The sequence below is a fragment of the Nostoc sp. DedVER02 genome (genome assembly GCF_034530675.2).
GTDB lineage: Bacteria > Cyanobacteriota > Cyanobacteriia > Cyanobacteriales > Nostocaceae > Nostoc.
Map to the genome: position 1 here is coordinate 15,114 of NZ_JAVRCP020000037.1, position 15,233 is coordinate 30,346.

Here is a 15,233-nt window from a genome sequence, read left to right on the forward strand (position 1 = left end):
TAACTTGAGATGTCAAAATTCTTCTGCTTGGGGGAGGGGGAAGATTTCACCAGCCAAGTAAGCTGGAAAATGCTTTTGGAAATACAACCAGGAAGTCATATCTTCCCCATCTATCAATGCTTTTGGGGCTTGTTTATATAGAGGAATACGGTTATTAATTTCGTCTTGCAGCAGTGGAGGCAATTCTGTTAAACCATTGACTTTGCTGCCAACAGCACTGTAGATCAGTTGACCGGGGCGATCGCCCATTTTCATCCAGGGAAGCCATTGACCAATGCGATCCCAACTCAGTTTGAGTTCAGAAACAGAGGAAAGGGCTGTGTTAAATAAATCTGCGGTTGGCACTGTTAATTTAAACAATTCGGCTGCTTGATAAATTGGATTTGGGCTATATTCGGCAAATTTGCGATCGTCTGCGAGGGGATTTGGGTAATAGGGAAATATATCAAAAACAAAGGTTGTGCTGTCACCATCTACTTGTGCAGGGAAATTTCCCTCAAACCTACCCTGCACTGGATTATTAGCAACGTGGATTACCGGAACTGTCTCGCTTGTCCAAGGATTCTCCCATTTGCGTAAGACTTCATCTGTTTTCGGGTTGAGGTAGTAAGTTAGTTCTCTAGAAGTAAAATCCCAGCTACCCTCTGCTGTGGGAATACATCGGCTAACACTCAATCCCAGCATCTTAAACAAGAGTTGTCTTTTCTCGCCGGGGATAAAGGCGTAGATTTTACCTTTCCACATCAGGAAAGTGGATTCACTAGGGTCGAGGGAAGAACGAGTTTTAACCCAGTGCTGCGCTTCAAGTTCTTGGATTTGGGCAACCATCTAAAGCATCCTTAGTGTTTGAATAACAAAAGGATAAGCTAATCAGCATTGAAGTTGCATCTTTAAGAGTTAGGAGACGCGATGAATCCCGTCTGTACAAGAGAGACGCGATGAATCGCGTCTGTACAAAAGGTAGGATTTTATCTCTTTTCAGTCCAATGCCCAATGCCCAATTTCCTATTTCAATTGCTGGAAGAATAGTTTGAGCTTATTTTCATCTAGTTTGCCGTTGGTGCGAACGGCACTACACAAATCAAGTCCGAAAGGAGCAACTTGTTTGACTGCGATCGCAACATTTTCAGGTTTTAGCCCTCCAGCTAAGAAGATTGGCACGTTTACCTGTTCGCGGATTTTAGCGCTTAAATTCCAGTCGTGTAACCGTCCTGTGCCGCCCAACTCTTTAATCAGCAATGATTGATTGCCGGAGTCTAGTAGAATTGCATCTACATGGGGCGCGACACTGATTGCTTCGTCTATGGATTCTTCCGTCATGACGTGAATTACTTGGACAATGGAGATTCCAGGTAAAGCGTCTCGTATATCTTGGTAGCTTCCTGATTCTAAGGAGTCGCAAATTTGCACAGTATTTGTCCGACAGCGCCTTACCTGCTGAATAATCTCCTGAGCATCTTGGCTTGAAGTAAGTAAAAAAGTAGCGATCGGGGGTGGTACACAAGCCGCAATTTTGGTAATTAATTCTTCAGAGATGACACCAGGGCCACTGGGCATATAAGAAACCAAGCCGAGGGCAGATGCACCGCAACGAATAGCAATCCATGCTTCCTCTATACTGCTAATACAGCAAATTTTAACTCTTGGGTTTGCTGTTCTTTCCATTCTTTCCAAACTCCTAAAGCACCAGTCCCTTAAAAGTAGTTGACAAAAACCGCAATATCTAAATTTAGAATAATCTTTGAAGCTGGCAGTTTAAAGGGAAAAGAGCAAAAAGGCGGTGAGTAAAAAGGGCAGAAGAGATATATTTTGAACTCCATTAATGAGCCTTTTAGCTCCATTAAAGAGGCTTTTAGCTCCATTAAAGAGGCTTTGAACTCCATTAAAGAGGCTTTTAGCTCCATTAATGAACCTTTTAGCTCCATTAATGAACCTTTTAGCTCCATTAATGAGCTTTTGAACTCCATTAAAGAGGCTTTTAGCTCCATTAATGAACCTTTTAACTCCATTAATGAGGCTTTTAGCTCCATTAAAGAGGCTTTGAACTCCATTAATGAACCTTTTAGCTCCATTAAAGAGGCTTTGATAAGCTATTCCATGAATAACCTTGCATAATTAGGGCGCTCATGTTGCCCACCCCACAAAAGTTGGATTTAATTCGATTATGCAATTTTAGATAGTTTTCAGCTTACTTACAAACAAGCATAAAAACCCCACTCTTTTGCCCAATTCCCAATCCCCAATCCCCAATCCCCAATCCCCAATTCAATTAAACTGATTCAGAAAGTTGCTCATCAAGACGGCGAAACAAAAATACCCAAAGAGGTAGAGAACTATTAATCGCAATCAGTCGCACTAAATGACCAGTTGTAACGATTTCCACATTATGATTCAATGTCAGGGAAACCAAGATCATTTCTGCCGATCCTCCTGGTGCTGTGACTAAGAGACACGTTAACCAGTCCCAAGAGGTTAATTTCATGGCAAGTATAGCAGCGATCGCTCCGGCAATGAGGGTCATCCCTACAGACATCAAGGCATAGGCGACAGTCCGCTTTTGAAAGTTGGGTTTGTCTCCCCAATACTCACCAATGGTAATTCCCAGCAACATTTGACCCAATAAGTTAATTAAAGGCGGCGGACTAAAGCTAATATCACCCACAAAAGGCAGCCAATGTAGCAAAGGATTAAACCCGATACCAATTAACAATGCACCAAAGAAATCGCCTGCGGGAATTTTAAATAATATAGCTGGATAAATTACTAATCCAGTGATTAGGAGTACTAAAAAGAGTAATTCCAGTTGAGATGGATCGAAATTGAGCCAAGTGCTGTTAATTGGGAGTGTTTGCGGATAGTAATTACCAGTTGATGTCCTAGCGATGAAGGGGATAAAAACAACAACTGAGGTGACGCGAATTGCTTGAACTAGGGCAACTAAGCTGACATTTTTATTGTAATCTGCTGCGATCGCAGCCATAATTCCGACACCACCAGGAACTGTTGCCAGCATTGCTGTCAATAGGTTGATTTTGCTGAGACGGGCGTAAATATAACCAATACAGCTTCCACTCAGCAGCAGAAACAATGTTAAAAAAATAAATATGGGAATACCAGAAGCAACACTAGCTAGATTACCGTGGGTATTAGAAGCGCCGACAGTTAAACCTACAAGTGCCATTCCCACTTTTCTCGCAGTGCGGTTAGGTTTGGGGGAATATTGATAAAAAATTCGACATCCTTGAAGAACTACAGTACCAGCAGCAATCCCGCCAAATATCCAGCCAACCCTGCCAATTTGGAACTTTGCAAGAAGTAAACCTAGAGGTAATGCTAAAAGGATTTCTAAGACAAGGACAATTAGTTGCTTTGTAAATAGCTGTTGTTTGGTGACAACAGGAGTTTCATGAGTGTGTTCTTCCAGGCTGGGAGCAACACTTAGGCTTTGATTCATCTATACAAGCTTTTTTATTAATTTAACTTATCAAAGCAGAATTCAGGAGTCAGGAGCCAGAATTCAGAATTGAATTCTGTGCGAGTGGCGAATGAATAAAGGGGTTTAAGACCCCCGCTAAATTTTTAATTTAGCGGTCTACAATTACTGGTGGGTCTCAATCCCCCACTAATTGATTCTGACTCCTGAATTCTGACTTCTGGATTCTTCTTCAAGTACTCAAGCTAATGCGATCGCCTACGGTGGAAGCTTGCACCATCGCCTAAGATAACTAGTTCAACACACCCTAAATCAGCTACCATCTCAATACTGCTCCGGGTTTTGCATTTTTAACTCGGAATTGGATTTGGGGAAAGGTTAAAGGGTAAAGGTTAAAGGTTTTTTCTTTCCCTTATCCCATTCCCCTTTTCCCCAAAACCCGACAAGTATTGGCTACCATCTCAATTAACAAGACTTGGGGCAAAATCCCCTTGTTTAAAGGTAGGCAAATTTCCCCCACGGTCTACTAAGTCTAAATTTACCGCGTGTTGCCTTCAAATAAAAATGTCTATAGAGAGAGGATAGGGGCACAACCAATACTGTTCACTTAAGCATTTTTAACTTGGAATTGGGTTTTGGGAAAAGTTATTGGGTAAAGGGTAAAGGTTTTCTTTCTCCTTTTCCCCTTTCACTTTCCCCTTTAACCGAAAAGTATTGGGTCGTTATACCCCTAGCAATAATTCCTATTCCTTTCAATGGTTCAGCCGTTTAATCTTCGTCAAGGGCTGGGAAAGCTTCTTCAAGCTGCCACAACTTATCTTTGTTTTGAACGAACCAAATACGAGTTTCGGGAGTTAATTGACTCCAAATGACTTCAACAGGGATGTGAGGTGATGCATATTGATACTGTTGACCAAGTAATCTGAGATTATCCGCCACATCACGGGGAATTCCAAATTGTTCCCAGTCAACTGTGATACGTCTTCCCGAAACTCCGGCTGTGGGGTCGAAAATCAATTGTGCCGATCTGATTAAATCAGCAAAGTGTTTCGGTTTGAGTTTGGTGATCTCTTGAATTTGGAGTGATTCGTTATGCTCTTGAGACATTATCGCCGCAGTGGTAAAGATTAGTGGTATTTGAACTTACTGCCAGAGATTTTGATCCCAATATTTTTACTTTAGCGCAGAGTAGCTAACTTCATCTTGACTAAGATTATGGATTATGAATTAAATCTTAGGAAGAATTCTGACTCTAACCCCCAATCCCCAATCCCCAATCCCTATTTTAGTGACGAGTGTAGGAATGCTCAAAGTGAGTTTTAAGCCTTTGTGCCATAGCAGACATTGTAACTGCTGCTACAGAAAGCGATATTGCAGCTATTCTGATTTTAAAGTCATCTGCAAGTATGGCTACAGCAGCTAGAGCGATCGCTATCCCGATACAACTTTGCTTGACCCTATTTGTAACTCGATAAGCTCGATTGCATGAACTACAAATAAGTATATGCCGCGAGAATCTATCTAACAAAATCGGCTTTGGATTCAACTCGTCATTCTCAACATTATTCCATGTAGAATAGCCTTGATAAAAAGGCAAAGACGATCCAAATTTATCTAGCCACTTGCGGTACTCAACCACTAAGGTGTCAGATGTTTTCAGAGGCAAATATAGTTCCTTGAGACTTGTTTGTAAACGTTCAATTTCTAATTGTTGTCCTACAATCAGAGGTAAATCTTGCTCTAATATTTTGTTAGTATTTAAGTGATCCAGCCAGCGAGGTCTGAGCTTGACTCCTAAATTCATGAAATTACGATAACCTCTAGCTAGAAGACGGCATCGCCCTTTACCTAAAGGAATTGAATACAAAGCTAACCCAAATGTCCAGCCTTTATCTTCAATATAAGCATTGTTCAGAACAAGATTTGGAGCCACAAAATCAACATACTTCCAGGCTTCATTTGATTTATTAATTCCTCGCCACCTACCTTGAATTCCTTTAACTGAACTCTTTAGCACTTCCATTTCTAGGGGCTGGGCATTTTTCCGATTACTACCACCTCTCATCCCATGATGGCTAATAGCAACATGAGCCGGATCGATGACGTTCTCTACTAAATATGTTTGGTCATAAGGTAGATCCAAGATAAAGTCTGTATGCAAAAATCCTGGCTTGTCTAAATCTGGTAAAATCGGGATAATTTCATCAACAGCAGTTTCTTTTTCGCCAGCCCAAACCCAAATCATGCCTTGGCGTTCCACAACCTTAAAGGATTGCACGCAAGCACTCGCTGGAATTTTCGCATCTGCTGGTAATTGGGGAATGTGCAGACATTGACCATCACTACCAAACTGCCAACCGTGATATAAACACTCAATTTTGCCGTCAATAATTTGTCCTTCAGAAAGTTTTGCTGTACGGTGAGGACAACGATCTGTTAAACAGATAAACTGTCCATTTTGGTCTTTAAACAAAACCAAGGGTTCATCGTACAACGAAAAGCTATAAGGGCGGTTTACAGGTAAATCTTGCACAAAGGTAACAGGATACCAACATTGCCTCCAGTTAAACTCTTGCTTTTCTTCAACTGTTTCAAAGGTAGAAGTTGGTGGTGTAGCCTGTAGTGTCTCTGTTTCTAATGACATATTTTTCTCCAGGTTTCTATAATCTTATACCTTTGAATGAGGAAATTATTAGTCCTAGAGATAGAATATTTTTAGGTTAAAACTGCAATATTTAACAATGTAAATGGGTTGGAAGGTTCCTATTTAGATATGTCATTTGATTAACTAAATGTTGTCTTTTTTACCTCAGTTAATCACTTTCGATTAGAACTGTAACAGCTGCGATCGCAATTAACATTTCATCATTTTTATCATTGAGTTCAGGAATAGCCGTCCCTTGAACTATCATCCCCCCTGATTCTACAGTTAGGCTTTTGTGACCAAAGGGTAATACAGCTAATACCTCTTCTTCTCTAACTTGTTCTGGGTATGGCACTGCTACTTGAACCTCTATAATCATTTCATTGGGGTGACTTAAACCTGCGACTTCCCAAACACCAGGTAAAGCATTGTGAGCGATCGCATTACGTACCGCCCTAGATGCTGCTACTGTTGGTTCTTGTCCATGTTGATCTATTCCCATCCCCATTTCAATAATTAATCGTTTACGTGCCATTGCTATCTCCAGTAGATTCTACACCTTTCGCCACCAAAAGAGCTTGCTGAGGGCAGGAGGCTCACTTACAATACTGCATCCCTTCTCTACAACACTCTTCACACAGAGTTCTGCAATAAGATCCAGACATACCTCTTTTCCCCTGCCCCCTACCCCATTCACACCATACGTTGCAAACGACTCAGACGCTCTGAGTAACTTTTCATCACCTGTAGGGCGAACACGGGTGTTTCCTGAACAGCAAAGAGAAATTTGCTTTCATCAAGGAAACCCAGTTTGGTATCCACCTTTGCAATAGCTGTATAAGTTCTATTTTTTACTCCTACAAGTACCCCGACACCAAAAACTTCGCCTGTATCAATGGTTTCTACAACTTTGCCATTCACTAATAGCTCCACGTCTCCTTCGATGATGCCGTACATTTCATTACCAGGCTGTCCTTCTTCAAAGATGACCTCACCTGCTGAAAATGTTTTAGGATCGGGTTGTTTTTGAAAGATACTGACTGTTAATACAGGACTTAGCATTAGAGCAACCCCAAAATTATTGGTTTTTAGGCGAATCCAGAAAAGTATACTACTTTCTGTTGGCTAACTCCCAATCTCCGCAAAATTTCTGATTAGTCCCCTAATTACCAAGAAACCTTTCCCTGGGAACAGGGACTAGGGACTAGGAAAGAGTTTATCAATCCAGTACCCAATCCCCAGTCCCCAGTCCCCAGTCCCCAGTCCCCTTTACACTCATGTTCAAATAGGGAATTTTGGTTTTCATGCCATCTTCTATAATTGATAAAACCTGTACACCTAATTTTAGGCATGAGACTGTGACCGAATCAGGAAGTTACAAAGATACTGTAAACCTACCCAAGACTAACTTTGAGATGCGGGCAAACGCTATCAAGCGTGAGCCTGAAATCCAAAAATTTTGGGAAGAAAATAAAATTTACGATCGCCTTTTTGAAAATAACCCCGGCGAATTATTTATACTGCACGATGGGCCTCCCTACGCTAACGGCTCACTCCATATTGGTCATGCCTTAAATAAAATTCTCAAAGATATTATTAATCGCTACCAAATGCTAAAAGGGCGTAAAGTTCGCTACGTTCCTGGTTGGGATTGTCACGGTTTGCCAATTGAGTTAAAAGTTTTGCAGAACATGAAGTCAGCAGAACGGCAAAATTTAACACCTTTACAACTGCGCCAAAAAGCGGAAGAATTTGCTTTAGCTACGGTAGATAATCAGCGCCAAAATTTTAAACGCTACGGTATTTGGGGTGATTGGGATAATCCTTATCTAACTCTGAAGCCGACTTATGAAGCGGCTCAAATTGGCGTGTTTGGTCAAATGTTCTTAAAAGGCTACATCTATCGCGGTTTAAAGCCGGTTCACTGGAGTCCCAGTTCTAAAACCGCTTTGGCTGAAGCTGAGTTGGAATATCCTGAAGGTCACGTTTCCCGCAGTATCTATGCAGCTTTTGCAATCACAAGTTTGGCGGAAGCTGTAAAACCACTGTTGGCAGAATATCAGTCTGATTTGGGTGTGGCTATTTGGACAACTACACCCTGGACAATTCCGGGGAATTTGGCGGTGGCGGTGAATGCAGATTTGAATTATGCAGTAGTGGAAGTAGAACCCCACCCCCCAACCCCCTCCCCGCAAGCAGGGAGGGGGAGTGAAGAAGTGGCTTCCCCCTCTCTGTTAACGGAAAAGGGGACTGAGGGGGTGAGGTTCCGCTATCTCATCGTTGCTGCTGATTTAGTCGAACGTTTATCTTCAACCTTGGGAGTTGAGTTAACTGTCAAAGCCACATTCAAGGGTAGTGATTTAGAACATACAACTTACCGTCATCCCCTATTTGACCGCGAAAGCCCGATTGTTGTCGGCGGTGATTATATTACAACTGAGTCTGGTACTGGGTTAGTACATACTGCACCTGGTCATGGTCAAGAAGACTACATCGTTGGTCAGCGCTACGGTTTGCCCATCCTTGCGCCAGTGGATGACAACGGCAATTTTACCCAAGAGGCGGGAGAATTTGCTGGGTTGAATGTGCTGGGTGATGGGAATCAGGCGGTGATTGATGCTTTAAATGCGGCTGGTTCTTTGTTGAAAGAAGAACCATATCCGCACAAGTATCCTTATGATTGGCGGACGAAGAAGCCGACGATTTTCCGCGCCACTGAACAGTGGTTTGCTTCTGTGGAAGGATTTAGAGAAGAAGCACTAAAGGCGATCGCCACGGTAAAATGGATTCCAGCCCAAGGTGAAAATCGCATCACGCCAATGGTGGCGGAACGTTCCGATTGGTGTATCTCTCGTCAGCGCAGTTGGGGTGTACCTATTCCCGTTTTCTACGATGAAGCTACGGGAGAACCACTGCTGAATGAGGAAGTTATCAACCACGCTCAAGCAATTATCGCTGAAAAAGGTTCTGATGCTTGGTGGGAATTACCTGTTGAAGAGTTATTACCGGAATCCTATCGTCATAATGGACGGTCTTACCGCAGAGGTACAGACACAATGGATGTATGGTTTGATTCTGGCTCATCTTGGGCATCTGTAGTCCAACAGCGTCCAGAATTACACTACCCTGCTGATATATATTTGGAAGGTTCCGACCAACATCGCGGTTGGTTTCAGTCAAGCTTGCTCACCAGTGTAGCGGTAAATGATATTCCACCTTACAAAACTGTGCTAACTCACGGCTTCGCTTTAGACGAACAAGGGCGGAAGATGAGTAAGTCAGAAGGAAATGTGATTGACCCAAATGCAATCATTGAAGGCGGTAAAAATCAAAAAGTAGAACCGGCTTATGGTGCAGATGTCTTGAGATTGTGGGTATCATCGGTTGATTACTCCGGCGATGTCCGCATTGGGAAAAATATCATCAAGCAGATGAATGATGTTAGAGGCAAAATTCGCAATACGGCGCGGTTTTTGCTGGGTAGCTTGGATGATTTTGACCCAGAAAAAGATACTGTTCCCTTCGAGGAATTACCAGAACTTGACCGTTATATGCTGCACCGCATCAGCGAAGTGTTTGAGGAAGTTACCGAAGCCTTTGAGAGTTTCCAATTCTTCCGCTTTTTCCAAACAGTGCAGAATTTCTGCGTGGTGGATTTATCCAACTTTTATTTAGATGTTGCCAAAGATAGGCTGTACATCAGTGCGCCAAATGCTTTTCGCCGTCGCAGTTGTCAAACGGTGCTGAAAATAGCTTTAGATAATTTAGCACGAGCGATCGCACCAGTGTTATCCCACACCGCTGAGGATATCTGGCAATTTCTCCCTTACAAAACACCTTACAAATCTGTGTTTGAGGCGGGTTGGGTGCAGATTGAGGAAAAATGGCGTAATCCAGAATTGGCGGAATTTTGGGAAACACTGCGACAACTCCGCACCGATGTTAATAAGGTGTTAGAACAAGCCAGGATAGAAAAACTCATTGGTTCTTCCTTAGAAGCGAAAGCTTTGATTCATATACCTGACAAACAGTTAGGCGATGCTATCAAAGCCTTTAATCCTGTTAAGGGTAACGGAATTGATGAACTGCGGTATTTATTGCTGACTTCCCAGGTGGAATTATTAGATTCTGCTGAAGCATTGCAAGGATTAAAATATACAGCGCAGACAGAAGACTGGGGAATTGCTGTAGTGAATGCAGATGGTCAAAAATGCGATCGCTGTTGGAACTACTCTACCCATGTGGGAGAATCAACAGAACATCCCTTAATTTGCGAACGGTGTGTTGCAGCCTTAGCCGGAGAGTTTTAACAGAATAAAACTCATAACTCTTGTGGGGTGGGCATCTTGCCCGCCCAAATTAGACATTTCCACAAATTAAATATGCGTTATCTAGAACCCTTGTAGAGACGTAGCAGTGCTACGTCTCTATATTAGACCTCTTGCAAAAGTGCTTTTTGCAAGAGAGGAGAAAAGGGTAAAGGTTAAAGGGTAAAGGAAAAATAACAAACCTTTCCCCCTTTCCCCTTCCCCTTTTCCCGACTTTTGCCAAGAAGTCTATTCATTGTCGGAGATGTCTCTTTTTGAAATTGGTATAAAATTCAAAATTACTCAGTGGTTTTTGCGTATTGACTAGATTTTTGCTCTGAATTCTTCAAACGTGTCGCCTGACTTTTGCGGATGCGATCGCTTTTGCGAACAGCACCCGCCATTTCATATTCATGGCTGTCTTTACCGTATTTGAAAGCAACTCCAATCAGCATTTTCTCAACCAAGTCATTTAAGTTTTTGTCTAATTCATCCATTTCAGTTCTAGAAGAGTTGATCACGGCTAGAGCAGTATTATAAGCATCTATCTTGCTACGATACTGCTCAATTAGTTGTGTCACGTTTTGCAAGTTGCGAATATCCCCAAAATCCATACTCGGATCGATCGCTTTAAATCCCGCCAGTCTTAATTCAGCTTTTTCTAAAACGCGATATGTACGTTTTTGAGCAGTCATAAATGTATCCTTTTTATTGCCTTAGAGCTAGTTTGCCTTACTAAAGCTGTATCTAAGTTCAGTAAAACCCTCATTTAAAAGTATTAAATACGATATAATTATCAGTATTTATCACCAAAATTATGCTTTTGTTGATGAAATAGTCGCTTTTATTGATGAAACAGTTGCTTTTGTTGATGAAACAGTTGCTTTTATTGATAAAACAGTTGCTTTTATTGATGAAATAGTTGCTTTTATTGATGAAACAGTTGCTTTTGTTGATGAAACAGCGATGATAAAGCACTAGACGCGATAAATCGCCGTCTCTACAATAATCAATCCTTTGTAGAGACGGCGATTTATCGCGTCTTTGGAATTTAGAACAAAGGCAGTGTATTAATAAGTTAGATAGCAAACCATATTCAAGGGCAGGATACAAATATTAAAGGCGATATTAATTCTACCCTTTTCCCTGCTGTGGCGATTTATTAAAAAATTAATTCGTAATTAAAATATTGGTTTTGTGCAATTGAGAGTGTAGAAAACAATTAGTTGAGTGGAATTATTAGATTCTGCTGATGCACTAGAAAAATTAAAATATACAGCACAAACAGAAGACTGGGTAATTGGTGTAGTGAATGCAGACGGCGAAAAATGCGTTGGCAAAGCCTAGACGAAGTGCGATCGCTGTTGGAACTACTCTACTGGTATGGAAGAATCATTCGTAATTTGTAATTCGTAATTAAGAAAGTCCTACCTAGTCAGGCTTTCAGGGTTTGCATCTGTTTTATTATTTTCGTGAAATGGTATTAGTAAGGAGAGGGATTGAGGGTGAGGTTTGATCTTATATGTAATTACACCTATCTACTTACTTATACTTATTTCCGTTAGAAAATGATTGCAACAGATGGAATCATCAAAGCCTTTAAGATAAAAATAATCAATCTAAAATCGCATTATATAGCTAAAGGTAGAGGTTGCGCTTATATATCTTTATTTAAACTTAATACATGTGTTACAGCTATTGATTACTAGTATTAAGTTAATCAAAACATTATGTTTTCTAGTTGTTTTAAGAATAATCAATTAAGTATCAATAAAGACAGTAATGTTTCAAATGTTGATATAGCGCTTTTGATAGATCAAATCAAAAGTAATATCTGGATGTTTGGAATTCCATCTTGGCTTTTTGGAATAACCGATAGAAGTATAGCTGCATTTGCTGATGGATATTTATCTTATACAGAGATATTTCAATTATTTACAGCCTCTTTCTTTTTTGTAAGTTGGCTATATCTCAAGCCTGATGAAAGCTTCAACAGCAATGATTTAGAGCCTAGTCAGTATCAAGAATATATCGCTCGGACTCAAGCTAATAAGCTTCAAGTAAAAAAGCTTCACATGATTAGCCAAGAGTATATTCTACCGTTTCCTTATATTTGCCAAATTTATCATCTGTTAAATCTAAAACATCTAGAAACCGTTCATCATTTTAGCCTGAATAACCTGAAAATTTTTCAAGTTAGCCACTTCCAGCCTACCCAAACGGGTGGAATAATCAAATTCCAGACAATACTAGACTCGCCAGCTAATCCTTTGAGAATGTGGCGACAACCGATTGTGGAGGTAGATTTAATATTACATACTCCCTACACTGTTGAACTGAGTATTCCGGTCTACAATAACAAAAGGATAATTGTTATATTTCATGCCTTTCCGTTAAATGACTCAGAACACCAGTTCTTTATAGATATTTATAGTGATCTAGAATGGCCAAAGCCCTTATTACAAATAATATTGCATTTTGCTTCTTGTTTGACACTATTTGAAGATTTGCCGTATCTAAGAGCTTTAGCTGATAAAAACATCGGGCGTTTATTCAAATCAAGTAGGGCTTCAAATCACGAAACTGCATTGCTATTTAAAAGGTTTGTTGAGCTATATGGTTCGAGTGGAGAAACAACTAAATTACTTGAAGGAACGAAAGAGATATGAATCAATTAAAAATTAAAAATTAAAAATTAAAAATTAAATACAGCCACCTATAAGGAAGGGGTGGGGTTTCTACCTACCTTGGGATATAAAGATTGTTTCGCCCACAAGGGGCGAGGTTTTGAACCTAAATTTTCTTCATAAAGCATTTTATGCAAAAGAAGGAATCGTTTAGCGCGGCGCTAGGAGTTGTTCTACACTAATCGCCGCGTTAAAAAACATCGCTTTTTCATCCGTTGAGTTTATTCTGAAAATATCTTAAGTTCCCAACATCTGCAAGTTATGCAGAGTAGCATAAAGTCCTCCTTGTTCCAGTAATTGATCGTGGCTTCCCTGTTCGATTAATTCGCCACGCTTCAAAACAAAAATCCGGTCAACATTGCGAATTGTAGATAGGCGGTGAGCGATAATAATAGCAGTACGTCTAAGCAATAGCTGATTTAATGCCTCTTGAACTAAAGCTTCTGTGCCAACATCTAAACTAGCGGTAGCTTCATCTAGTACCAAAATTTGGGGATTGCGAATAGCAGCCCGCGCAAAGGCTAAAAGTTGCTTTTGACCACTAGAAATATTTGTCCCCCGTTCTCGAAGTTGAGTATCATAACCTTGGGGTAGTTCTTCTATAAACTGAGCAATATTGGTTTGCTCTGCTGCTTGTTGAATCTGTTCAATGGTATAGCCATCTCCTAAAGAAATGTTGCTTTTAACATCACCAGCAAACAAAAAGCCTTCTTGTAAAATTACTGCCATGTAGCGCCGCAGTTCCGCTTGTGGCACTTCTCGAATATCTACGCCATCGATGAGAATACGTCCTTTGGTGGGTTCGTAGAGGCGGCATAAAAGCCGGATGATCGAAGTTTTACCCGCACCTGTGGGGCCCACTAATGCCACTTTTTCACCAGGACGAATGGTGAAATCTAAGTCTTTAATTACGTAATCATCATTTTTGTAAGCAAACCAAACGCGATCAAAGCGAATCTCTCCCAGTTCAGGCGGGGAAGTAACATCTGGAGATTCTAAATTGGCAACGATCTCGTCTATGTAACCGAATTTAGCATCAAATATTGAGAAGCGGACGTTGGCGCGATCGCGGATTTCTATTGGTTCATCTAATATATCGCCTACGCGCTCAATGGCAGTAAAACCAGCTTGAATGACTGTAAACTTTTCAGCAAAGTCCCTTAAAGGGTCAAATAATCGTTGGGCATACAAGATAAATGCAGATAAAGTCCCAAAAGCTAAACTTTTTCCTAAGAGTAACCAACCACCCATGTATAAAACAGCTGCGATCGCAATCAGCCCAATCCATTCTAAAGTTGCTGAAATAAATGAATCATAAAAAATGGTTTTATCCATTTGCTGAGTGTAACGGCTGTTGGTGGCGCGAAACAGTTCGGCATTAAATTTTTCTCTGCGGAACAGCTGCACGACGTTAATACCAAGGACATTTTCTTGTAACTGTGAGTTCAATATAGAAAGTTCTTCCCGCCCTTTGTAGTTGGCTTTGCGGTACTGCTGCTGAATGTAAACAATTAACCAGCTTACTGGTAACAGCATAAATAGCAATAAGCAAGTAAGTTGCCATTGGATGGAGAACATTAAACCCAAAATCACCAGCATAGAAAATATATTGGACACAATGCCAATTGCGCCAGTAGAAAAGACATCGCCTAGCACTTCCACATCGCTGGTGATTCTGGTGATTAATTTACCTACGGGTGTGCGGTCAAAAAACCGTACTGCTAGAGATGTTACGTGCTGAAATAAGTCTTGGCGAATGGCGGCGGTGATTTGTTGCCCTAGTTTTTGTACTAAATAACCCTGGTAGCCTGTTAAAACCAATCGGATTGCGATCGCAACAAACAATAATCCCTCTAGAATATTCAGCCCTTGAGACAAGGGACGATTCCTGAGAAATTCGTAAGCGCTAGGTTCATGGCGAATTAGAGAGATAACTTGACCAATCAACAGAGGTTGGATGGCATTAGCTAGTGCGATCGGTACGAGTAGGGACATCGATAGTGCCAATAGTTTCCCGTTACGACGGGCATAGGGCACTAAACGCAAAAACAATCGCCAGTCATTTTCACGCCGACGAGGTTGCGTATAAGATTTTTTCAGGGATTGGTAGATGCTCATAGTAAGAGCATTATATTAATGTTTATAAAAAAAATACCTTTGTT

12 protein-coding genes are annotated in these 15,233 nt (G+C 40.9%); 2 read left to right on the forward strand and 10 right to left on the reverse strand.

Annotated features, from left to right (window positions below; translation table 11 throughout):
• Positions 1-12: 12 nt before the first annotated feature.
• The 8 genes from RMZ41_RS25900 to RMZ41_RS25935 all read right to left on the reverse strand — a co-directional run bounded on the left by RMZ41_RS25900 (position 13) and on the right by RMZ41_RS25935 (position 7,139).
• On the reverse strand, positions 13-828 hold the full coding sequence (locus tag RMZ41_RS25900) for a DUF1838 domain-containing protein (protein WP_322639925.1): 816 nt from the start codon (positions 826-828) through the stop codon (positions 13-15).
• A gap of 177 nt (positions 829-1,005) precedes the next feature.
• On the reverse strand, positions 1,006-1,665 hold the full coding sequence (locus RMZ41_RS25905) for a phosphoribosylanthranilate isomerase (RefSeq protein WP_322639926.1): 660 nt from the start codon (positions 1,663-1,665) through the stop codon (positions 1,006-1,008).
• 29 nt (positions 1,666-1,694) lie between these two features.
• Positions 1,695-2,072: a hypothetical protein gene (locus RMZ41_RS25910; RefSeq protein ID WP_322734417.1), complete on the reverse strand. Its 378-nt coding sequence runs from the start codon at positions 2,070-2,072 to the stop codon at positions 1,695-1,697.
• A gap of 197 nt (positions 2,073-2,269) precedes the next feature.
• Positions 2,270-3,454 (reverse strand): AbrB family transcriptional regulator, encoded by a 1,185-nt coding sequence (locus RMZ41_RS25915; RefSeq protein WP_322639927.1) that lies wholly within the window; start codon positions 3,452-3,454, stop codon positions 2,270-2,272.
• Positions 3,455-4,201: 747 nt separating this feature from the next.
• Positions 4,202-4,540 carry a hypothetical protein gene (locus RMZ41_RS25920; protein WP_322639928.1) on the reverse strand — a complete coding sequence of 113 codons (339 nt, stop codon included), beginning with the start codon at positions 4,538-4,540 and terminating at the stop codon, positions 4,202-4,204.
• Between the two features lie 178 nt (positions 4,541-4,718).
• Entirely contained in the window at positions 4,719-6,077 is a 1,359-nt protein-coding gene (locus RMZ41_RS25925) for a Rieske 2Fe-2S domain-containing protein (RefSeq protein ID WP_322639929.1), read from the reverse strand.
• A gap of 169 nt (positions 6,078-6,246) precedes the next feature.
• On the reverse strand, positions 6,247-6,612 hold the full coding sequence (locus RMZ41_RS25930) for a Lin0512 family protein (protein WP_322639930.1): 366 nt from the start codon (positions 6,610-6,612) through the stop codon (positions 6,247-6,249).
• Between the two features lie 158 nt (positions 6,613-6,770).
• Positions 6,771-7,139 (reverse strand): Crp/Fnr family transcriptional regulator, encoded by a 369-nt coding sequence (locus RMZ41_RS25935; protein WP_322639931.1) that lies wholly within the window; start codon positions 7,137-7,139, stop codon positions 6,771-6,773.
• A 296-nt stretch (positions 7,140-7,435) separates the two neighbouring features.
• Between RMZ41_RS25935 and ileS the strand changes: the two genes are divergently transcribed.
• Positions 7,436-10,387: an isoleucine--tRNA ligase gene (gene ileS, locus RMZ41_RS25940; protein ID WP_322639962.1), complete on the forward strand. Its 2,952-nt coding sequence runs from the start codon at positions 7,436-7,438 to the stop codon at positions 10,385-10,387.
• 296 nt (positions 10,388-10,683) lie between these two features.
• Here the strand turns inward: ileS and RMZ41_RS25945 are convergent, their stop codons facing one another.
• Complete coding sequence (locus tag RMZ41_RS25945; protein WP_322639932.1) at positions 10,684-11,079, reverse strand: hypothetical protein; 396 nt, start codon at positions 11,077-11,079, stop codon at positions 10,684-10,686.
• 1,035 nt (positions 11,080-12,114) lie between these two features.
• On the opposite strand from RMZ41_RS25945, the gene RMZ41_RS25950 reads away from it, so the two are divergent.
• Positions 12,115-13,053, forward strand: a complete 939-nt coding sequence (locus tag RMZ41_RS25950) for a hypothetical protein (RefSeq protein WP_322639933.1) — start codon at positions 12,115-12,117, stop codon at positions 13,051-13,053.
• Between the two features lie 255 nt (positions 13,054-13,308).
• Here RMZ41_RS25950 and RMZ41_RS25955 read toward each other — a convergent pair whose 3' ends face one another.
• Positions 13,309-15,189 carry an ABC transporter ATP-binding protein gene (locus tag RMZ41_RS25955; RefSeq protein ID WP_322639934.1) on the reverse strand — a complete coding sequence of 627 codons (1,881 nt, stop codon included), beginning with the start codon at positions 15,187-15,189 and terminating at the stop codon, positions 13,309-13,311.
• Positions 15,190-15,233 lie beyond the last annotated feature (44 nt).